Genomic DNA, 21,006 nt, shown 5'->3' with positions numbered 1-21,006 from the left:
ACGGAGCGGATCAGATCTTCGCGACCTGATTGAACTGCAGCTCGACGGGCGTCTCCCGACCGAAGATCGAGACCAGCACCTTCAGTCGCTGGGCGTCGAGGTTGATCTCGCTGATGGTCGCCGGGAGCGTGGCGAAGGGGCCGTCCATGACGGTGACGGACTCGCCGACCTCGAACTCCTGCACCCGGACGGTCTCGACCTTCTTCTCCTTCGGCACAACCGGGGCGAGGATCGAGAGGACCTCCTCCCGGCGCAGCGGGGAGGGCCGGTTGGTGAGCCCGACGAACCCGGTCACACCCGGGGTGTTACGGACCGCCGACCACGACTGATCGGTCAGATCCATCCGGACGTAGATGTAACCCGGGTACTTCTTCTGCTGGACAAGCTGCCGCTTGCCGTTCTTGACCACCGGGACCTCCTCGGTGGGCACCTCGATCTGGAAGATGTAGTCCTCCATGTTGAGGCTGGAGATCCGGGTCTCGAGATTGGTCTTGACCTTGTTCTCGTACCCCGCATAGGAGTGCACGACGTACCACTCGCCAGGCGCGTCCTCGATCGCCCGCCGCAGGTCGGCATCGTCGTCGTCGGCATCGTCGTCGGTCAGGGCCGGCGGCACCGTCCCGACCGCCGGGGAGACCGGGAAAGCACCCTCGGGGGTGGGATCGGCCTCGGCGGTGGGATCGGCCTCGGCGGTGGCGTAGACGTCGCCGAGCTCGGCGCCGGCGTCCGTGCTCGCCACCTCGTCGTGCTCGAACGCCGCGAGGGGATCGAGACGGGCGAGGGCCTCCCCCTGCTCGGAGGAGGCGTGCTCGGGCGACTGGGACACGCGGACGATCCTTACTCTCGTGAACACTTCTGCTGCTGTGGACCCGCGAAGCGGCGCTGCGCGGGCGTGGGGCCGGACGGGCAGCCAGCTCGCCGATGGGCAGCTCCAGCGACCACCGCCTGCTTCGGCCCCGGCCTGTCCGGCGGTGGGACCCGTCAGCCGAAGATCGCGAGGACCGCCTTCGTGAGGCCGAAGTCGAGGGTAGCCACGAACGCCGTCATCACGCTGACGAAGACAAGCACGACCAGCACATAGGTGATCAGCTCACTCCGCCCGGGGTAGACGACCTTCCGCAACTCCGCCATGACCTCGCGGATGAACACAAGTGGCCGATACCGACGTCGACCCGCGGCACGCGTAGCCCGCTTGGGGCGCGGTGCCGCGTCACGGGTATCGGTCGCCACTCAACNNNNCNCNCTCCGTCATCGAACCAGCGTCATCGAACCAGCCAACTGTCGAACAGCGCAGGGGCGACAGGACTCGANCCTGCAACCGCCGGTTTTGGAGACCGGTGCTCTACCAATTGAGCCACGCCCCTAGACACACACCCGGATCCTTGCGACCGCTACGCCACCATACCCCGGCTATGCGCTACGTAGCGCATAGCCCAGCCGCACGGCGATGTACCGGAATGGGTACCCGAGCGGATCGAGCATACCCCTTTGCCGCCTGGACTCCGCGTACGGCGATCGCGTCGAGGGGGTAGCGGGGGGCGAGGGGGCTGGCAGCCTGTCACGGAGGTTCGAATGGATGCGGCCGGACGGGCCGGAGGACCGTTGCCGGAGGGTCCGGACGGATCCCACGGTACGTCCGACGTGCATCCGACACGCGTGTGACAGCCGTGGCAGCATGGCGGCCATGAGCAGGATCTCGCACCGCATCGGGGGAATCGCCCCCTCCGCAACGCTCGCCGTCGACGCCACCGCCAAGGCGATGCGCGCCGCGGGCCGCGACGTGATCGGGTTCGGCGCCGGGGAGCCGGACTTCCCAACCCCGGACCACATCGTCGCCGCCGCCGAGAAGGCATGCCGTGAGCCCCGCATGCACCGCTACAGCCCGGCCGCGGGCCTGCCGGAGCTGAAGCAGGCCATCGCCGAGAAGACCGCCCGAGACTCGGGGGTGATCGTCTCGCCGAGCCAGGTCCTGGTGACCAACGGCGGCAAGCAGGCTGTCTACGCGGCGTTCGCGACGCTGCTCGACCCGGGGGACGAGGTGCTCCTGCCCGCCCCGTACTGGACGACCTACCCGGAGTCGATCCGGCTGGCCGGGGGTGTCCCGGTCGACGTCGTCACCGGTCCGGAAGCCGGGTACCGGGTGACGGTGGAACAACTGGAGGCGGCACGCACCCCGCGGACCAAGGTTCTGCTGTTCAACTCCCCGTCGAACCCGACCGGCGCCGTCCACACCCCCGAGGAGGTCCGCGCGATCGGACGGTGGGCCGAGCAGGCCGGGATCTGGGTCATCAGCGACGAGATCTACGAGCATCTGGTCTACGGCGAGACAAGGTTCGCCTCCGTTCTCGCCGAGGTACCTGAGCTCGCCGAACGCTGCATCATCGTCAACGGGGTCGCGAAGACCTACGCGATGACGGGATGGCGGGTCGGTTGGCTGGTCGGGCCGGCGGACGCCGTAGCCGCCGCGACCAACCTCCAGTCCCACGCGACGTCGAACGTCTCGAACGTCGCCCAGGCCGCCGCGCTTGCCGCGGTCGCCGGCCCGCTGGATGCGGTCGCCACGATGCGCACCGCCTTCGACCGCCGCCGGCAGACGATGCACCGCCTGCTGTCGCAGACGCCCGGGATCCGCTGCCCACTGCCCGACGGGGCGTTCTACTGCTATCCGTCGGTGCGGGACGTGCTCGGGCGCACCCTGCGCGGCCGTATCCCCACCACGTCCGCGGATCTGTGCCAGCTGATCCTCGAGGAGGCTGGGGTCGCGATCGTGCCGGGTGAGGCCTTCGGCACTCCCGGCTTCGCCCGGCTGTCCTACGCGCTGAGCGACGACGATCTCGTCAAGGGAGTCAGCCGCCTCTCCGCCCTGCTCGCCGAGGCGGCCTGAGGCCGCCGGGCGGCTCAGCGGCCGGACCTGCCGCGCGGCAGGCCTCAGCGCAGCCGGACGGTCGCCCGGGCCGCCATCAAGACCTTTTTTCCGTCGCATCGGGTGGTGAGATTCACCACCACCAGGTTGTCGTCGAGCTTCTTCTCGACCATGCCACGCACGGACACCGTCGCGCCGGCGCCGTCGTCGGGCACGATCACCGGGGAGGAGAACTTCACCCCGAACTCGACCACGGCGCCCGGGTCCCCGAGCCAGTCCGTGACCAACCGCGCGGCCGTCGCCATGGTCAGCATGCCGTGCGCCAGCACTCCCGGTAGGCCGGCCTCGGCGGCCGCCCGATCGCTCCAGTGAATGGGGTTGAAGTCGCCGGACGCACCGGCATACCGGACAAGATCATCCCGACGCAACGGGAAAAGTCGCTCCGGCAGCTCGGTGCCGACCTCGACGTCGTCGTAGCTCACCGTGGCGGTCATCGTTCTCCAGATCGTGAGGACGCCCGGGGTCGCCCGGAACGTGCGCAACGCGCGGTCGCCGGAGCCGAGCGGGGCCGGTGGGACTCCGACAACCCTGTCGGCAAAGGTGTCATTGGCGCCTCGGCGGAGCCGTCCCGCGCGAGACCAGCCCACACACGCCGGTGGCGACCTGCTCTCCGTAGATCGTGGCGAACTGGTAGTTGACGACGAGCACCTCGTTGGTCCCCACGGACCGGATGCCGGTCAGGGTCGAGGTGCAGATCAGCTCGTCGCCGGCCACCACCGGCCGAAGCAACACGAAACGTTCCTCGCCGTGGACGACCAGAGAGAAGTCGAGGCCGAGCTCCGGATCGTCGGTGGGCACCCCGAGGGTTCCGGGGATCACTGTGATGAGGAACGTGGGTGGAGCCACGAGATCGGGATAACCAGCGGCCTTCGCGGCCTCCAGATCGTGGTACAGCGGGTTGTCGTCCCCGATCGCTTCGGCGAACCTCCGGATGTGCTCGCGCCCGACCTGGAACGGGGCGGGGGAAACCGAGCTTCGTCCCACGAAGTCCTGATTGAGCGGCATCGCAACTCCGATCGCGCCATCAGCGGGATGACCAGGGTGTCTCTACGTGGTTACCACATCGCCCGCCATCGGTCGATAATCTTGGCTGGCATGCCAGGAAGCCGGCCAAGGACTTCCCTGACCGGCTACCGGTGCGGAACGTAGATACGTGCACGGAGGATTCAGCGACCCCGCCCGTCCAGGTGGGGACGGGCGCCCGGACGCGCCGATGGGCAGCCGCCGGAGCAACGTCAGCGCGTCTCGCGGTGCTCCGTGTGCTTGCCGCAGTTCGGGCAGAACTTCTTCAGTTCGAGGCGGTCCGGGTCGTTGCGACGGTTCTTGCGCGTGATGTAGTTCCGGTGCTTACACACCTGACACGCCATCGTGATCTTCGGGCGTACGTCAGTGGCGGCCACGGCGTGATGCCTCTTCCTAAGTCGGTTGCTGAACAGGTCAGGCGGCGCGGCAAACCGCGATCCCGCACGGGCTCCGCGGTAGGCCGCACACTGCTGGTAGCGGTGGCCGGACTTGAACCGGCGACACAGCGATTATGAGCCGCTTGCTCTGCCAGACTGAGCTACACCGCTAGGATGGTCCACCTGCTTGCGGCGGCCCGACCAACATCTTACCCCGCGGGAGGACCGGCGGACATCCCCCCGGACACGAACCCACCCGAAGGCGGAACGTGGAGCCCCTTTACGGAATCGAACCGTAGACCTTCTCCTTACCATGGAGACGCTCTGCCGACTGAGCTAAAGGGGCGAGGCCGCGGAGCTCAGGTTACACGACGACAGGNGGGGTTGGGTGNCCCCCNCNCCCACTTCGNCCCCGANCCCGCCGGTCCTCCCGGCGACCGGTCCTCCCGGCGACCGGCGTGAGGGCCCCCGCTGGCCCCGTCGGCGCTACGCCGGCCGGAAACGACCCCCCTGCCCTGACCGCCAGGTCCGCCCCATGACACGCCAGTACGCCCGACCCTCACTCCGTTCCATCGAAACATGCGGAGATTGCCGACGGGAACAACTATCCGTAGCGACCTACCTGGACGCCACTCACACTGATAGCTGTAAGTAATCTCTTCGATGCTTAGCGTGTGGAGCACCCGTTGGTGCGCCGCTGCCGGCGTGGCCAACCGCCTGGCGAGCCTCCCCAGCATCGCCTCCCGAGCATCGAGGGTTGCCCATGCGTCCTATGCACCGTTCCAGCCGGTATCCGACGACACGCGAGGTCCGGCCCGGTCCCACCGCCGGCGACACCGTGCCTACGACCACCACCCTGCCGACCACCACCCCCACGTCTGGCCACCCGGATGAAGAAGGCCACGGCCCTCCTCCGGGGTCGACGCGGCGGCGGGTCGACACCCGCCCGTCCCTGCTGCCAATCCCCCTCCCCCGGCGGGTGACGAGCATCGCGGCGCTGGCCATCACCGCGGGGGCGTTGACCGCGACCACCGGAGTCGCCCAGGGCGCGGTGCCGTCCCCGACCTGGCCACGGGGGATCGACGTGGCCTCCTGGCAGCATCCCGGCGGCGGCCCCATCGACTGGACCGCAGCGCGNGGCTCCGGCCTGAGCTTTGCGATCATTAAGGCCACCGAAGGACCGAACTACACCAATCCGTACTTTGCCGCGGACCGGGACGCGGCCGCCAAAGCCGGTCTGGTGGTCGGGGCCTATCACTACGCGCGGCCGGCGCGGCCGATCTCGACCGCGGTGGACCAGGCACAGCGCTTCATCACGGTGAGCGGGCTGACCCGCGCCGCCGGGCAGCTGGCCCCCGTGCTCGACCTCGAGGACGACGGAGGACTCGATCCCGCCGCGCTGGCCGCCTGGACGCGGGCGTTCCTCGAGAAGATCGAGACCGAGACCGGCCGGGCGCCCATCCTCTACACGTACCGCTCGTTCTGGACCAAGAAGCTGGCGGACAACCACAGCTTCGCCCGGTNTCCGTTCTGGTTCGCCATCTACAACAACAAGGCGACCCCGGGCTGGCTGCCCGGCGGCTGGACCAAGTGGGCGCTGTGGCAGTACACCTCGAGTGGAAATGTCCCGGGGATCATGGGAAATGTCGATCTGAACGTGCTGTGCTGCACGCTGACCGCGCTCGCCGCACAGGCCGACGGCACCCGCAGCGAGATCGAGAAGTGGTACGCGACCGCCGGGCTGACCCGCCTGGCCGTTGGGACGCCCGTCGACAGCGAACTGCCCGCCGGCGGTGGCGGTCGCTGGCAGCGTTACTCCAACGGCCTGGCCTTCTGGTCCGTGGCGACCGGCGTACAGGCCCTGCACGGATCCATCGCGACGAAGTTCCTGGAGCTGGGCGGAACGAACAGCTTCCTGCGCCGGCCGGTGAGCGGTGTCGAGTACGCCACGGCCCCGGAGACGCTTCAGGCGAAGTTCCAGGGTGGCTGGATCTACTGGCACCCGGCCATCGGCGCGCACGAGGTCCACGGCCGCATCCTGCGGACCTATCTGGGCCTCGGTGGCACGACGTCGAGCCTCGGGCTTCCGATCACCGACGAGTACTCGGTCCCGGGCGGACGGGAAAGCACCTTTCAGTTCGGCAAGCTCCGCTGGAGCGCGGCGACGAACGCGGTCACGACACTGCCGGCCGGCAAGAACGGCACCGGCAAGAGTGGCGTGGGTGTGGCGGGTGGCGCCGGCACCGCTCCCTGATCGTGTCCCGGGCCGGAGAGAACCGCCTCCGGCCCGACGGACACAACGATGGGTGACGGCGGCCTACCGTGGGTATCGCACCTACGCGGCGGAGAGGTGGTCGTATGACTACCGAACAACGACGGACCGCACCATGCGGGCAGAGCGATCCGCCGCGAGTACGACCGGGGAGGATGAGATGGCAGGAACACGGGTGGCACGCCCGCTGAACGGATGGCTCACCTTCGCCGCCGTCATCATGTTCATCGNCGGCTTCCACAACCTGATCTACGGCATTGCGTCCCTGCGCGACTACACCGTCGTGGTGAACAACCTCAACGGCGGGACCAGCGTGATCTACGCCGACACCACCTTCTGGGGCTGGTTGTGGATCGTGGTCGGCGTCGTCGAGATACTGATCGCCTTCGGCATCGCGGCCCGTAACGAGGCCGCCCGCTGGGGAGGGGTCGCAATCGCGACGATCAACGCCATCGGGCAGCTGGCGTTCCTTGCGGCGTTCCCGGTCTGGTCCGTCGTCATCATCGCGATCGACGTAGTCGTCATCTACGTACTGTGCACCTACGATGCTCCTCGGGCCAGAGCCGGGTACGAGGAGCCGTATCCGAGCGACCAGGCCGGGGTCTCCGCCGGGCGTGAGGCCGGAGTCGGTCGCCTCACCGAGACCGGTGGCACCCGGGTGACCTCCGGGGGCGGCGTCCGGCGCGAAGAGGGTCCGCGGCCGCCCACCAGCGGCTGAACGGCGGCTCGCGGTCAGGCGGTCAGCTCGCGGTTAGGGTGCCGGATCGGCCAGCCCCGCCCGCCAGGTGGCGCACCGCAGGGCGTAGTCGGTGAGATGACGGTCGGCGAAGACCCGGGCGTCCCAGTTCTCCGGCATCGCCTCGGCGAGATCACGCCAAAGGTAGGCCATGGCGGGTAGCCCGTCGGTCAGGAGCAGCGGACGGGTCTCGTAGGCCTCGCCTTCGAAGGCATCGAGGATCGCCCGTTCCCGTGCGGCAAGCCCCAGGAGGACGAGGCCGGCGGTGGCCCGATCCGGCCCGTCCGCCTCGGCCGTGGGCACGAGGCCCGGATAGAGCCGACCACGCAGCCGGGCGGCCCGCCAGCCGGTGACCGTGGCGGGCCCCACCTCGGGTACGCGTCCGATGAGCGCCCGCACGACCTCGGGGAACAGCAGCGTCCCGTAGACGAACAGCGGGACCGCGCGCTCCGCCTCAGCCGATGACATGAGGCAACGGTAGTGCCCCGGCCATGGCGGCCCATGGGTGACCGTCCACGGCCGGCATCCCGGCGGGGAACCGGTCCTAGAGTGAGCAGACGTGAACGACAACGCGGCGCTGGCCGCCCAGGTTCGGACTGCTTCCCAGCTGACCGGGACATTCCTGCTCCGGTCGGGCCGGACAAGCACCGAGTACTTCGACAAGTACCTCTTNGAAGCCGACCCGGCGCTGCTCGCTGCGGTGGTGGCCGGGCTCACCGAACTGGTGCCGCCCGGCGCGGAGATCCTCGCCGGACTCGAACTCGGCGGAGTGCCCCTCGTGACTCTGCTCTCCCAGCGCACCGGTCTGCCCGCCCGGTTCGTCCGGAAGAAGGCCAAAGAATACGGCACCCGACGCATCGCGGAGGGCGGCGACGTCACCGGACGCCACGTCGCCCTCGTCGAGGACGTGGTCACCTCCGGTGGTGCCGTGCTCGACGCGACCCGGGTACTGCGGGATGCCGGAGCGGTNGTGGAACACGTGCTCTGTGTGATCGACCGGCAGGAGGGCGGCCGGGAGAGACTCGCCGAGCTCGGTCTGACGTTGCATCCCGTCCTGACCCGGGCGGACCTGGAGGCCGCAGCCGCGGACACCTGACCGCCCGGCGACGAGGACCATCCGCGGCCGCACATCCACAGGCCCGGAGCGATGCTCCGGGCCTGTGGATCCGAGCCTGTGTAGAAGCATGATCCCCGGGAACTCCGGGATGGTGGCAGGTGATGGATTCGAACCATCGTAGGCTGAGCCGACGGTTTTACAGACCGCTCCCTTTGGCCGCTCGGGCAACCTGCCGTCGTAGAGGAGCATACCGGTCCCGACGGAGCATCGTGATGCCGCACCGCCCCGCTGCGGCCGCCGACGATCGATTACAACGGTGAGTAGCGGCTCACGAAACGAAGGCCGCGCACCACGATCACGCACAGCACTCGACTCCACACGATCCTCACCCACATCGAACCGACCAGGAGGTCCGCACACGTGGCAGATCCATCCTTCGACATCGTCAGCAAAGTTGACGCCCAGGAGATAGACAACGCCGTCAACCAGACGGTCAAGGAAATCCGGACCCGCTTCGACTTCCGTGACACCGGCGCATCCGCGACGCTGTCCGGCGAGTCGATTCTGCTTGTAGCGAACACGGACGAGCGGGTCAAGGCGGTGCTCGACGTACTGCAGGAGAAGTTCGTCAAACGCGGCATTTCCCTCAAGGCCCTGACCTTCGACGAGCCCAAGCCGTCGGGCAAGGAGTTCCGGTTGCCCGTCACCGTTCAGCAGGGCATCGCGGAGGACAAGGCCAAGGCCATCGCCAAGAAGATCCGGACGGATGGCCCGAAGGGGGTACAGGCCCAGATTCAGGGTGATCAGCTACGGGTGACCGGGAAGAAGCGCGATGACCTGCAGCGCGTGATCCAGATACTCAAAACCGAGGACTTCGAAGTTCCCCTCCAGTTCGTCAACTACCGCTGACGCGACGGAAAAGCTGGAGACAGGGTGCACCCCGCCCGATGGGGGGTTTCGGGCGGGGTGCTTGCGGCGGAACCTGGGGGGTTTGCTCCGCCGCGGTCCTGGTTGTGAACCGACGCCGTTTCGGCCGGCAGTTCGCGGTTAAAGCGTACTCCGAGTACTTCGGGGTGTTACCGCGACGACGCGCCGCGGACAACATCGTGGCCATCGGGCCCGGTCACCGATACGGATTCATGCGTGACATCTGTTCGAGACGCTCGATCCGCTCGTTCATGGGCGGATGGGTGGAGAACAGCTTCCCGACCCCCCCACCCCGGAACGGATTTGCAATCATGAGCGCGGCGGCGGGACCGAGCTTGGAGGTCTGCGGCAGGGGCCGCGCCGCGGTGCCGGCGTCCAGCTTGCGCAACGCGTTCGCCAGCCCGATCGGGTCACCGGTGAGCGTCGCGCCGGACTCGTCGGCCTGGTACTCCCGGGACCGACTGATCGCGAGCTGGATGATCGTCGCCGCGACGGGACCCAGGATCATCAGCAGCAGAAGCTCGAAGATGCCGGGACCGTCCTCATCGTTCCGCCCACCGAAAATAGCCAGGAACTGGGCCATGTTCGCCAGATAGACGATAACACTGGCGAGGGCACCGGCCACCGATGCGATCAGGATGTCCCGGTTGTAGACGTGGCTGAGCTCGTGACCGAGAACGCCGCGTAGCTCACGATCGTCCATAATCTCCATGATGCCCTCAGTGCAACAGACCGCCGCGTTTCGCGGGTTACGGCCGGTAGCGAAGGCGTTGGGCGCCCGGGTCGGGCTGAGGTACAGCCGCGGCATGGGCATCCGGGCATTGCGGGCGAGATCCCCGACGATCGCGTAGAGCCGGGGCTGCTCGACCTGCGTCACGGGATAGGCCCGCATGGCCCGCAGGGCTATCCGGTCAGAGAAGAAGTAGGCGAAGCCGTTCATACCGACCGCGAGCACGAGCGCGATGACCAGACCTCCGCGCCCGAACAGCGAACCCACCACGATGATGGCGGCGGACAGCACGCCCAGCAGCAGCGCGGTCTTCAGACCGTTGAAGTGGCGGNGTGGCATGGCGATCGAGNGTCCGTCCTGTCGAACCGGTACACCTGTCTCAACGCGACGGCGCTGGCCGAACGTTCCCGTCGGACGTGTGGCCGCCGCCCCCGACCCGTACGGCTGCCGGCCCGCGGCGGGCCTCGCCCGGTCGGTCGCCGGGCTCGTCCGGGACGGCTTCGCGCAGGCGTGCGACCACGGCCGGGGCGAGCAGCCCGACCCGTTCGAGCTCCTCCGCGGTGAAGATCGCCAATCGTCGGTACACGGCGGCGATCTGTGGATCCAGCCGGTCGAGCGCGGTCAGATGTGCCACGACGGTGCCGAGATCACCGCGTCGCACCGGTCCGGTCGNCGCCGACCAGCCGTCGGTCAGGGTGTTCGCCAGCGATGCCCGCAGCAGCGGACCGAGCGCCGCGGCCGGATCCGGCACGCCCGCCGCGGCCAGCACCTCGCCGGCAGCTGCCACCAGGGTGGTCAGGAAGTNCCCGCCGAGCACGAGAGAGGCGTGGTAGAGATCCCGCCGGTCATCCGCGACGGGCAGAGCGATGCCGCCGACGTCGGTGACCAGGCGGCGGGCCAGCCCCTCGGCCACGGGATCGGCGGTGATCCCGAACGGGACACCGACGAGGAGACCGGAGTCCTCGATGATCCCCGGCAGGGTCATGATCGGATGAAGCGCGATACGGGCCGCGCCCACGTCACCGCCTGCCGCCAGGACGCCCAGGCCGTGGCGCCCACTGAGATGCACGAGTGTCCGGCCGGGTCCGACGGCTCCCGCCGCGACCAGGTCCGTGACGACCGGCCCGATCGCGTCATCGGGCACGGAGACGAGGAGGACCTCGGCCCGCCCGGCGACCTCGGCCACCCCGCCGACCCCCGCGTCCGGAAACAGGTTCACGGCCCTCGATCGGTGCCGCGGCGAGCGCACTCCCACGGCCACCACCGGATATCCGGCCGCTGCCAGAGCGAGGCCCAGCGCCGTGCCGGCCCGGCCCGGCCCGACGATTCCCACCTTCTCCCGCGGCCCGGCCTCCCGCGGCCCGGCACTCGCCGCCGTGGACGAAGGTGCGGCGTCGGGTCGACCGTCATCCGGGCCGCTCGCGGCATCCGACTGCTCGTGCGGGCGATGCGTCATGTCCCGATGCTCCCCGTTCCGGAGCCGGCCGCTTCCGAGGGGGCCGCCCCTGATACCTGACCACCCGCCGACCCCGGCCGCCCGCACAGCCAGCATGCCCCGATGCCGGGCCTCACCGGACATACAGCCACAAGCCACCAAATAGCTACAATCGGTAACATCGCGGATCGGGCCAGGTCGCCGGCAAGAGCGAGCTCACCACTCCGGGCGCCCGACGTAAAGATCACCCTGTCGATTCCCTGACAGGCCGGGCCTCCCCCGAAATTGTGGAAAGCATTACCGGAAGCGCATTGAACCGGATCCGGCCGATCACCTCCATCGGGCGGTACACCCCTTCTGACCAGCGATATCAGGGTCAAGACACGCCAGCCGGACGATCGCAACGACAAAGACTATATACGTAGAGTTGGCAAACAATCACCATACGGCGCGACGGCTACGGAGACCGAGGTCGATCGTCGATCGTCGACGAGGATGGAGCGATCGAACTCGGCGGCACGGTGCGCGCGCATCATTGATACGGCCGGTAGGCTGGAACGGTACCCGAGGAGGTCACTGAAGGTGTCAGAGCAGGTCAGGGAGAGGGAGACCCGCCGGCTCGACCGGGTCGTCGTGCGCTTCGCGGGCGACTCCGGCGACGGTATGCAGCTCACCGGAGAACAGTTCACCAGCGAGACGGCAGCATTCGGCAATGACCTGTCGACGCTTCCGGACTTCCCTGCCGAAATCCGCGCCCCAGCCGGCACGCCGGCCGGTGTGTCCGGCTTCCAGCTACATTTTTCCGATCACGACATTCTCACCCCGGGTGANGCACCGGACGTACTGGTTGCAATGAACCCGGCGGCCCTGAAGGCGAATCTGAAGGATCTGCCGCCGGGGGCCAATCTCATTGTCAACACCGATGCATTCACCGGCGGCAACCTCAAGAAAGCCGGCTATACGACGGATCCGCTGACCGACGGCACGCTGGATGCCTACACGGTGCATCGGGTGCCGCTCACCTCGATGACCATCAACGCGGTGCACGCCGCCGAGGGTGTCGGCGCCGGGGTCAACAAGAAGGAGGCCGAACGAGCGAAGAACATGTTCGCCCTGGGCCTCATGAGCTGGCTGTACCACCGGCCGACCGAGAGCACCGTCGGCTTCCTGGAGAAGAAGTTCGCCAAACGGCCCGAGATCGCCGCGGCGAACGTCGCGGCCTTCCGTGCCGGCTTCAACTACGGCGAGACCACCGAGTCCTTCTCGGTCACCTACGAGGTGGCGCCGGCCCGGATGAAGGCTGGTACCTACCGACGGATCACCGGGAACACGGCATTGTCCTACGGTCTGATCGCCGCCGGCGAGCTGACCGGCCTGCCGGTGTTCCTCGGCTCCTACCCGATCACCCCGGCCTCGGACATCCTGCACGAGCTGAGCCGGCACAAGCGGTTCGGCGTGCGGACCTTCCAGGCCGAGGATGAGATCGCCGGCATCGGCGCCGCGCTCGGTGCCTCCTTCGGCGGATCACTCGGCGTGACGACGACCTCCGGCCCGGGTGTCGCGCTCAAAAGCGAGACCATCGGCCTCGCGGTCAGTCTCGAACTGCCGCTCGTGATCGTCGACATCCAGCGCGGCGGCCCGTCCACCGGCCTGCCCACCAAGACCGAACAGGCCGATCTACTCCAGGCGATGTTCGGCCGCAACGGCGAGGCTCCGGTTCCGATCGTCGCGCCGCGCTCCCCGGCGGACTGCTTCAACGCCGCGATCGAGGCCGCCCGCCTGGCTACCAAGTNCCGCACGCCGGTGTTCCTGCTCTCCGACGGCTACCTGGCGAACGGCTCGGAGCCGTGGCTGCTGCCGACCCGCTCGGAGCTGCCGGACCTGAGCGTCGCCTTCGCCACCGAGCCGAACCACACCGGGCCGAAGGGGCCGGAGTTCTGGCCCTACCTGCGTGATCCGGAGACCCTCGCCCGGCCGTGGGCAGTCCCCGGCACGGCGGGCCTGGAGCACCGCATCGGCGGCATCGAGAAGTCGGACGGCCAGGGTGCCATCTCCTACGATCCGGCCAACCACGACCGGATGGTGCGGCTGCGCGCGGCGAAGATCGACGGTATCGCGAACGATGTCGCGCCACTGGAGGTGGAGGACCCGTCCGGGCAGGCCCGGCTGCTCGTCCTCGGCTGGGGCTCCACCTACGGCCCGATCGCGGCCGGCTGCCGCCGGGTCCGCGCCAAGGGCATGCACGTCGCTCAGGCACACCTGCGTCATCTCAACCCCTTCCCCGCCAACACCGGGGACATCCTGCGGTCGTATGACAAGGTGCTGATTCCCGAGATGAACCTCGGGCAGCTAAGGACCCTGATCCGGGCCGAGTACCTCGTCGACGCGATCGGCTACAACCAGGTTCGCGGGCTGCCCTTCAAGGCCGCGGAGCTGGCGGGCGTCTTGGAGGACGTGATCAACCAGTGACCGTCACGACGAATCGCAGCGGCATCAGTAACCGGCTGCTCGACCTGGTGCCGGCCGCGCCGGCCCAGCAGAGCCGCAAGGACTTCACCTCCGACCAGGAAGTGCGGTGGTGCCCGGGATGTGGCGACTACGCCATTCTCGCCACCGTCCAGGGGTTCCTGCCTGATCTCGGGGTGGCCCGGGAGAACATCGTCTTCATCTCCGGAATCGGCTGTTCCTCACGGTTCCCGTACTATCTGCAGACGTACGGGATGCACTCCATTCACGGCCGGGCACCGGCGATCGCCACCGGGCTCGCCGCCTCCCGTCCCGACCTGTCGGTCTGGGTCGTCACCGGGGACGGCGACGCCCTGTCGATCGGTGGGAACCACCTGCTGCACGCGCTGCGCCGCAACGTCAACCTGAAGATCCTCATGTTCAACAACCGGATCTACGGACTGACGAAGGGGCAGTACTCCCCCACGTCCGAGATCGGCAAGATCACCAAGTCGACGCCGTTCGGCTCGCTGGACCGGCCGTACAACCCCGTGTCGCTGGCGCTGGGGGCGGAGGCCACGTTCGTCGGACGGTCCATCGACTCCGACCGGGCGCACCTGACCTCGGTGCTGCGCGCGGCCGCGGAGCACCCCGGCACCGCCTTCGTGGAGATCTTCCAGAACTGCAACATCTTCAACGACGGCGCCTTCGACCCGCTCAAGGACCGGACCAGCCGGGACGACGTGACGCTGAAGCTGGCCCACGGCGAGCCCCTCGTCTTCGGCACCGAGGGCGACAAGGCCATTCGACGGGCGCCGGACGGCAGCCTCGAGGTGGTCCCGGCGGGCAGCCCGGACGTCCTCGTCCACGACGCCTGGGCGGCCGATCCGAGCCAGGCGTTCGCGCTGTCCCGGCTCACCGGTGACTCGCACGGCGTCACCCCGATCGGCATCTTCCGCGACGTCGACGCGCCGACCTACGACGAGGCGTTGAACGCCCAGATCGCCGACGCCAAGACCCGCCAGGGCGACGGGGACCTGATGTCGCTGGTCGCTGGTGGGGAGACCTGGACCATCGAGTGATCTGAAAGCNGTCCGCTGATCTGATCAGCACTCCACAGCCCGTGGCCCGGCCGGCCGGGGCGTGCGCGCGGCCCCGCGCCCCAGACGGCCGGGCAGAGCCCGCATTACCACAGAACTATGTCATTGATAATGCCGCTTGGCAGCTATCTGCCGGGGAGTGCGCCACTCCGGCACCTTCCGGTAAGGTGACATCGCGCGTGGGGGTGCCGTGTGGCCCGGGGGGGCTCACAACACCGATGCAGCCGGAGGCGCAGTGCGGGTTCATCGAGCCCTATGCCCGCGGTCCGTGGCGAGTCCGCGTTCGCCCAGGGGCACCATCAACATGACCGTTCCGATCACGGCCGGTCGCGCCGGGCAACCCCGCGGCTCGGTCGGCGTCGTCGTCCGGACCGCTCCCGGAGGTCGCCGTGGGTAATCATTCGGCCGGTCGGCATTCACGCCAGCGCCAGGGAGCCGCCAGGCAGGCCACCGGCCGCCATTCGGCCGCGGCGCCGACGNCCTCCNCCGCGGCGGCCGCGTCGTTCCCACCGCCGACCCCGCCACGGCCCCCGGTCGCCCCACCCGGCGAGCTCGACACGATTACCGGCCCGCTGTCGGTGAGCACCTCCGCCCGCCGGGCCCGGGAGGCCACGGCCAGCCGGGTCGGCGATGCCGCCCAGCGTCGCCGGCCGCTGGACACGCTGTCCCGGACCGGCCGGCCACGGTTCGCCACGACAGCCACGACAGCCGCCGCCGGGGTGCAAGCCGGCGGCACCCTCGGCACCCTCTACAATCCCTTCCACGTTCCCGGGCCCGCCTCCCCCGCCGCGAGCCACCGGCCCGCCGACGTCCATCCGACGAACCCGTCCGCCGGGAGCCCCGGCCGGATGCCCGGCGCGCACCGGGCACCAGCCGATCGGCGAAGCAGCGGGCGGGTGCGGCTCGCCGCGGCGGGAACCGTCTCGCTCGCCGGGCTGTCCGCGCTGGTCGCCGGCGTAGCCCTGGGCGGCGATCCGACGGGCGCCACGACCGGCCCGAACGCCGGCGAGGCGCCTCGGGTCCAGTACACGGGCGGGACCGCCTTCGGTTCCTCCCAGACGCAGGCCTCCCGCGACCGTCCGCAGGCCGCCTTGCCCACTCCGTCCCAGGCGCTGCTGGCGCCGAGCACGAGCCAGTCCGGCCTGGGCGCCCACCCCGGTAGTCCGTCCGGGCGGTCAGGTTCCTCCCACGCCACCGGCGAGGCCTATCTGGGCCCCGGCACCTCGCCGATCCCGATCGTGCCACTGACGCCGCGGGACGAGCTCAGCTCACCCAGCACGAGCCCCACCGACCTGCGTACCATCGCGCCCAGTCCGACGGAGAGCGCCGGCGCGGCCACGACATCGCCGTCGCCGACCGACTCGTGGCCGTGGGGCGACCCGACCCCCTCAACGAGCCCGACGCCGACTTCGGCCGGTGGCTCCCTGCCGTTCCATCCAACGCCGATCGACGTCACTCCGCTGCTCGAGACATTCTTCGATACGCAGACCGGTGCCACGAAGGGCCACGCCGACCCAGCCAGAACCACATACACCTGTACGCAGTCCGCGAGCACCGCCACGGCGGCGGTCGCGTCGGGACACTGACCCAGGACGACCTGGCGACCTCGCGACCTGGCCGGATCTCACCAGATGCGGCCAGGTCGCCGGATTTCCGGGCGCTCCCCACACCACGCTCAGCCGGTGCGGTCAACCACGAAGTCCGCGAGGGACTCCAAGGCGGTCTTCGCCGGGTTGTCCGGCAACGACGCGAGGCATTCCCGCGCCCGGCTCGACCAGGAGATAAGTTCCGCCCGGGCCCGGGCCATGCCCACGTGGCCGCGTAGCAGATCGAGAGCCTCGCCCACCCGGTCCTCCGTGTTCCCGTCGCCGGGGGCGAATCCGGTGGTGATGAGCTCCCGGAGCCGTCCCGCCGCCCGGTCGTCGGCCTGCAGCGCGTAGAGCACCGGCAGGGTCGGGATTCCCTCCCGCAGATCCGTGCCGGGCGTCTTGCCGGAGTCCACCGGGTCCGAGGCAACGTCGATGATGTCGTCGGACAGCTGGAAAGCCACCCCGAAAAGCTCCCCGAAGGTCGCGAGGGTATCGACGGTGATCGGGTCCGCGCCCGCCAGCATGGCACCGAGCCGACCCGAGGTCGCGATCAGCGAGGCGGTCTTGTCCGTGATGACCCGCAGATAGTGCTCGACCGGGTCCTGCCCGGGCGCCGGGCCCACGGTCTCCCGGATCTGCCCCTCGCACAGGGTCGCGATCGTCCGGGCGAGGATGCGGGTCGCCTCCGGGCCGAGGTCCGCCGTGATGTCGGAAGCGCGGGCGAACAGGTAGTCCCCGGTGAGGATGGCGACCGTGTTCGTCCACCGCGTGTTCGCGGAGGCCGCTCCCCGCCGCCGCGGCGCCTCGTCCATCACGTCGTCGTGGTAGAGCGTCGACAGATGGGTGAGTTCGATCGCCACCGCCGCCGGCACCACGCCGACGGCCTCGGGATCGGCGAACTGCGCCGCCAGCAGCACGACGATCGGACGGAAACGTTTCCCCCCCGCGTCGACAAGATGGCGGGAGGTCTCGGTCACGAAGGCGGATTCGCTGCGCACCGACTCGCGCAGCAGATCCTCCACCCGGGCGAGACCCACCCGCACGGCCTTTTCCAGATCAGGATCGGTCCTGATCCCCACGACGTCCAGCCCGATAGCGCTCATACCACCGTCAGCGTACGAAGCCGGACGTCGCGGCGGTCGTCGCGAGGTCCAGGAGTGGCTGTGGCGCTACTCCCAGTACAAGAGTAGCCACGGTACCGATGGCGACCGCGGCGAAGGTCAGCGTCGGGCGGGTCACCACCACCGGTCCCTCGGCAAGCGGCTCGGAGAAGAACATCAGCACGATGACCCGCACGTAGAAGAAGGCGGCGATGGCGCTGCACACCAGTGCAACGACTACCAGCGGGGTGGCGTCCCCGGCGATCGCGGCCTGGAACACCGCGAACTTCCCGGTGAACCCGCTCGTCAGCGGGATCCCCGCGAGCGCGAGCAGCAGGAACGAGAACGTCCCGGCCAGCAGGGGCGAGGTCCTGCCGAGCCCCCGCCACTGGGACAGGTCGCCGGCCTCGCCGTCGCCGGTACGGACCAGGGAGACCACGGCGAAGGCGGCGATCGTCGTGAAGCCGTAGGTCACCAGGTAGAACATCGAGCCGCGCAGGCCGTCGGTGTTGGTGCCGGCGAGGCCCACCAGCAGGAACCCGGCGTGCGCGATCGCCGAGTAGGCCAGCATACGCTTGATGTCACGCTGGGTCAGGGCGAGCACCGCGCCGACCACCATGGTGAGGATGGCGATCGTCCACAGGATTGGTCGCCAGTCCCAGCGCAGCCCTCCGAAGGCGACGTAGAAGACCCGCAACAGGGCACCGAACGCGGCGACCTTCGTCCCCGCCGCCATGAACGCGGTAACCGGCGTCGGCGAGCCCTGGTAGACGTCCGGCGTCCAGGAGTGGAACGGCACGGCGCCGATCTTGAAGAACAGCCCCACCGCCAGCAGCGCGAGCGACAGATAGAGGTAGGTGTCGTTCGCACCGGCGTTGCTGACCGCGTCCGCGACCGCCCCGAGCTCCACGCTGCCGGCAAATCCGTAGGCGAACGCGACGCCGTAGAGGAAGAAGGCCGAGGAGAACGCCCCGAGCAGGAAGTACTTCATCGCCGCTTCCTGCGACAGCAGCCGACGGCGCCGGGCGAGCCCGGCCAGCAGGTACAGCGGCAACGAGAGGATCTCCAGCGCCACGAACATCACTAGCAGGTTGTTCGAGGCGACGAAGAGCATCATCCCGGTGACCGAGAAGACCATCAGCGGATACGCCTCGGTCTGCACGTCTGCCGAGGTCTGCTGCGCCGTCGATCCCTTCGAGCCCGGGGTGATCGCGGCCGAGGCCACAATAGCCCCGCCGGACGAGTCAAGCTGGCGTTCGGCCACCAGCAGCACCGACAGCAGGGCGAAGACCAGGATCGTGCCCTGCATGAACAAGGTCGGCGCGTCGATCGCCAGCGCACCGGAGGCGAGGATGGCCTGCCGGCCGTGCAGCACCGCCACGGCCACGAGCGCGGCGACGAAGCCCGCACCCGCCAGGATCGGTTGGAAGGTCCGCCGGGCCCGCTTCGTGGCGAAGGCGTCGACGAGCACCCCGACGAGCGCGACCCCGAACACGATCAGGATCGGGCTGAGCGAGGAGTACTCGATCGACGGCGGTGTGATCATCGGGTTCGATCCCTGCGCCAGGAGAAGGTCGGGTGTGGCGCTCACGAGTGGCCTCCGGACTCCGCGGCCACCGAGTGCGTCGGAGCCGGGTCAGACTTGCCGATATCGGCGTAGGTCGCCGTCACCGTCGGCGTGATGATGTCGAGCAGCGGCTTGGGGTAGACCCCGAGCGCGACGATGAGCGCGACCATCGGGGCGACGACGAGCTTCTCGCGCAGGCTGAGGTCGACCAGGACCTTGTTCTCCTCGTGCACCACCGGTCCGGTCATCGTCCGCTGGTAGAGGTACAGGATGTAGATCGCGGCCAGCACGATGCCGGTGGTCGCGACGATCGCCAGCGGCCTGTTCCGGGTGAACGTCCCCACCAGCACCAGGAACTCGCTGACGAAGCTGTTCGTTCCAGGCAACGCCAACGACGACAGTCCGGCGACGAGGAACACCCCGGCAAGCACCGGCGTCACCCTGGCCAGGCCGCCGTAAGCACCGACGTCACGAGTGCCGCGGCGCGCCACCAGGAAGCCCACGACCATGAAAAGCAGGCCGGTGGACAGGCCGTGGTTGACCATGTAAAGCACCGCGCCGCTGCCCGCCTGGGAGGTGAAGGCGAAGGTGCCCAGCGCGATGAAGCCGAAGTGGGCCAGCGAGGTGTAGGCGACCAGCCGTTTCATGTCCCGCTGCCCGATGGCGAGCAGGGCGCCGTAGAAGATGCCGATCACCGCCAGACCAAGCACCAGCGGGGCGAAGTAGTCGGCCGCGTCGGGAAACAGCGGGATGCAGTACCGGATCAGTCCGAACGTGCCCACCTTGTCCAGCACCCCGACCAGCAGCACCGCGCCGCCGGTGGGCGACTGCGCGCCGGCGTCGGGCAGCCAGGTGTGGAACGGGAACAGGGGGGCCTTGATGGNGAACGCCAGGAAGAAACCGAGGAACAGCAGCTTCTGCACCCCGGGGGTGATGTCCATCTGCCGCAGGGTGGCGAAGTCGAAGGTTCCGCTGCCGAGGTTGTCGGCGGAGACGACGTACAGTCCGATCACGGCAGCGAGCATCAGCAGGCCGCCAAAGAGGCTGTAGAGCAGGAACTTGACCGCCGCGTAGGAGCGCTGGGCCTGCTCCCGGACCGGGCCGTAGCTCCCGATGAGAAAGTACATCGGGATGAGCATCGCCTCGAAGAAGACGTAGAACAGGAAGACGTCGGTAGCGGCGAACACGCCGATCATCCCGGCCTCCAGCGCCAGCAGCAGCGCGAAGAACGCCGGGACCGACCGCCTGCTCCGCGTCCCGGCGCCGTCCACCCCGGCGCCGTCCACCCCGGCGCCGTCCACCCCGGCGCCGTCCACCCCGGCGCCGTCCACCCCGGCGCCGTCCACCCCGACGGCGGCCGCGCCGGTCGGATCCGTCGCACCGGTCGTCCCGCCATCCGCACCTGCCTCGTCCCAGGACGCCAGGACCACGACCGGCACCAGCAGCGCGGCAAGCAGGATCAGCACCAGCGAGATGCCGTCGGCCCCCACCGAGTAGGAGATGCCGAAGGTTTTGATCCAGTCGTAGGACTGGGCGAACTGGAAGCCGGCCTTGTCCGGGTTGTAGGCCGCGGTCGCAAGGACCGCGAGCACCAGAACCGCCAGCGAGAGCCCGAGGGTGAGCTGCTTGGCGAGGGTCGACAGCCGGCGGGGCAGAGCGGCGACGACCACCGCACCCGCGGCCGGGACGATCAACATGATCGTCAACCAGGGGACTGTGTGCATG

Annotated in this window: 18 protein-coding genes and 4 tRNA genes; 7 read left to right on the top strand and 15 right to left on the bottom strand. The window is 69.1% G+C overall.

Annotated elements, in window-relative coordinates:
* Nucleotides 1-10: 10 nt before the first annotated feature.
* The 3 genes from nusG to CED_RS02370 form a co-directional block, all read right to left on the bottom strand.
* Nucleotides 11-826 carry a transcription termination/antitermination protein NusG gene (gene nusG / locus CED_RS02380; RefSeq protein ID WP_035908458.1) on the bottom strand — a complete coding sequence of 272 codons (816 nt, stop codon included), beginning with the start codon at nt 824-826 and terminating at the stop codon, nt 11-13.
* Nucleotides 827-981: 155 nt separating this feature from the next.
* Nucleotides 982-1,230, bottom strand: coding sequence for a preprotein translocase subunit SecE (gene secE / locus CED_RS24970; protein WP_011435026.1), 249 nt, complete (start codon nt 1,228-1,230; stop codon nt 982-984).
* A gap of 61 nt (nt 1,231-1,291) precedes the next feature.
* Nucleotides 1,292-1,364, bottom strand: a tRNA-Trp gene (locus CED_RS02370).
* A 311-nt stretch (nt 1,365-1,675) separates the two neighbouring features.
* Between CED_RS02370 and CED_RS02365 the strand changes: the two genes are divergently transcribed.
* A complete protein-coding gene (locus CED_RS02365; RefSeq protein WP_011435025.1) occupies nt 1,676-2,884 on the top strand; it encodes a pyridoxal phosphate-dependent aminotransferase in 1,209 nt (402 codons plus the stop codon).
* A gap of 44 nt (nt 2,885-2,928) precedes the next feature.
* Here the strand turns inward: CED_RS02365 and CED_RS02360 are convergent, their stop codons facing one another.
* The 5 genes from CED_RS02360 to CED_RS02340 all read right to left on the bottom strand — a co-directional run bounded on the left by CED_RS02360 (nt 2,929) and on the right by CED_RS02340 (nt 4,669).
* Nucleotides 2,929-3,357, bottom strand: a complete 429-nt coding sequence (locus CED_RS02360; RefSeq protein ID WP_011435024.1) for a MaoC family dehydratase — start codon at nt 3,355-3,357, stop codon at nt 2,929-2,931.
* A 109-nt stretch (nt 3,358-3,466) separates the two neighbouring features.
* Nucleotides 3,467-3,928 carry a MaoC family dehydratase N-terminal domain-containing protein gene (locus CED_RS02355; protein ID WP_011435023.1) on the bottom strand — a complete coding sequence of 154 codons (462 nt, stop codon included), beginning with the start codon at nt 3,926-3,928 and terminating at the stop codon, nt 3,467-3,469.
* Between the two features lie 230 nt (nt 3,929-4,158).
* Nucleotides 4,159-4,290: a 50S ribosomal protein L33 gene (gene rpmG / locus CED_RS02350; protein WP_070131962.1), complete on the bottom strand. Its 132-nt coding sequence runs from the start codon at nt 4,288-4,290 to the stop codon at nt 4,159-4,161.
* A 127-nt stretch (nt 4,291-4,417) separates the two neighbouring features.
* Nucleotides 4,418-4,494, bottom strand: a tRNA-Met gene (locus CED_RS02345).
* A 99-nt stretch (nt 4,495-4,593) separates the two neighbouring features.
* A tRNA-Thr gene (locus CED_RS02340) sits at nt 4,594-4,669 on the bottom strand.
* 417 nt (nt 4,670-5,086) lie between these two features.
* On the opposite strand from CED_RS02340, the gene CED_RS02335 reads away from it, so the two are divergent.
* Nucleotides 5,087-6,577, top strand: coding sequence for a GH25 family lysozyme (locus tag CED_RS02335; protein ID WP_035908457.1), 1,491 nt, complete (start codon nt 5,087-5,089; stop codon nt 6,575-6,577).
* A gap of 178 nt (nt 6,578-6,755) precedes the next feature.
* The gene (locus CED_RS02330) at nt 6,756-7,313 is read left to right on the top strand and encodes a hypothetical protein (RefSeq protein WP_035908553.1); all 558 of its coding nucleotides are present in this window, start codon (nt 6,756-6,758) and stop codon (nt 7,311-7,313) included.
* A 33-nt stretch (nt 7,314-7,346) separates the two neighbouring features.
* On the opposite strand, the gene CED_RS02325 is transcribed toward CED_RS02330, so the two are convergent.
* Nucleotides 7,347-7,799 (bottom strand): gamma-glutamylcyclotransferase family protein, encoded by a 453-nt coding sequence (locus CED_RS02325; RefSeq protein WP_011435020.1) that lies wholly within the window; start codon nt 7,797-7,799, stop codon nt 7,347-7,349.
* Between the two features lie 91 nt (nt 7,800-7,890).
* Here CED_RS02325 and pyrE point away from each other — a divergent pair, with 91 nt between their 5' ends.
* Nucleotides 7,891-8,427, top strand: a complete 537-nt coding sequence (gene pyrE, locus CED_RS02320; protein WP_035908456.1) for an orotate phosphoribosyltransferase — start codon at nt 7,891-7,893, stop codon at nt 8,425-8,427.
* Nucleotides 8,428-8,537: 110 nt separating this feature from the next.
* Here the strand turns inward: pyrE and CED_RS02315 are convergent.
* Nucleotides 8,538-8,622: transfer RNA gene (locus CED_RS02315), tRNA-Tyr, on the bottom strand.
* Nucleotides 8,623-8,808: 186 nt separating this feature from the next.
* On the opposite strand from CED_RS02315, the gene CED_RS02310 reads away from it, so the two are divergent.
* Nucleotides 8,809-9,297, top strand: a complete 489-nt coding sequence (locus CED_RS02310; protein ID WP_011435018.1) for a YajQ family cyclic di-GMP-binding protein — start codon at nt 8,809-8,811, stop codon at nt 9,295-9,297.
* A gap of 214 nt (nt 9,298-9,511) precedes the next feature.
* Here CED_RS02310 and htpX read toward each other — a convergent pair whose 3' ends face one another.
* Together htpX and CED_RS02300 are read right to left on the bottom strand one after the other, a co-directional pair.
* Nucleotides 9,512-10,384, bottom strand: coding sequence for a zinc metalloprotease HtpX (htpX, locus tag CED_RS02305; RefSeq protein ID WP_035908455.1), 873 nt, complete (start codon nt 10,382-10,384; stop codon nt 9,512-9,514).
* A 40-nt stretch (nt 10,385-10,424) separates the two neighbouring features.
* Nucleotides 10,425-11,501 carry a Rossmann-like and DUF2520 domain-containing protein gene (locus CED_RS02300; protein WP_035908551.1) on the bottom strand — a complete coding sequence of 359 codons (1,077 nt, stop codon included), beginning with the start codon at nt 11,499-11,501 and terminating at the stop codon, nt 10,425-10,427.
* A 561-nt stretch (nt 11,502-12,062) separates the two neighbouring features.
* Between CED_RS02300 and CED_RS02295 the strand changes: the two genes are divergently transcribed.
* Together CED_RS02295 and CED_RS02290 are read left to right on the top strand one after the other, a co-directional pair.
* Nucleotides 12,063-13,949, top strand: a complete 1,887-nt coding sequence (locus CED_RS02295) for a 2-oxoacid:acceptor oxidoreductase subunit alpha (protein WP_035908454.1) — start codon at nt 12,063-12,065, stop codon at nt 13,947-13,949.
* Nucleotides 13,946-15,007, top strand: coding sequence for a 2-oxoacid:ferredoxin oxidoreductase subunit beta (locus tag CED_RS02290; protein WP_011435014.1), 1,062 nt, complete (start codon nt 13,946-13,948; stop codon nt 15,005-15,007). Before CED_RS02295 ends, CED_RS02290 begins: the two co-directional genes overlap by 4 nt.
* A 1,693-nt stretch (nt 15,008-16,700) precedes the next feature.
* Here CED_RS02290 and CED_RS02280 read toward each other — a convergent pair.
* Genes CED_RS02280 through CED_RS02270 form a run of 3 tightly spaced genes read right to left on the bottom strand, consistent with a single transcriptional unit; the run spans nt 16,701 to nt 21,005 of the window.
* Nucleotides 16,701-17,717 (bottom strand): polyprenyl synthetase family protein, encoded by a 1,017-nt coding sequence (locus CED_RS02280; RefSeq protein WP_011435012.1) that lies wholly within the window; start codon nt 17,715-17,717, stop codon nt 16,701-16,703.
* A gap of 7 nt (nt 17,718-17,724) precedes the next feature.
* Nucleotides 17,725-19,260: an NADH-quinone oxidoreductase subunit NuoN gene (gene nuoN, locus CED_RS02275; protein ID WP_011435011.1), complete on the bottom strand. Its 1,536-nt coding sequence runs from the start codon at nt 19,258-19,260 to the stop codon at nt 17,725-17,727.
* A gap of 41 nt (nt 19,261-19,301) precedes the next feature.
* Complete coding sequence (locus CED_RS02270; RefSeq protein ID WP_035908453.1) at nt 19,302-21,005, bottom strand: NADH-quinone oxidoreductase subunit M; 1,704 nt, start codon at nt 21,003-21,005, stop codon at nt 19,302-19,304.
* Nucleotide 21,006: the final 1 nt, after the last annotated feature.

It is taken from the genome of Frankia sp. CeD, from assembly GCF_000732115.1.
In the GTDB taxonomy this organism is placed as follows: domain Bacteria; phylum Actinomycetota; class Actinomycetes; order Frankiales; family Frankiaceae; genus Frankia; species Frankia casuarinae.
Note: the sequence above shows the minus strand (reverse complement) of the source record. Positions and strands in the feature narration are given on the sequence as shown.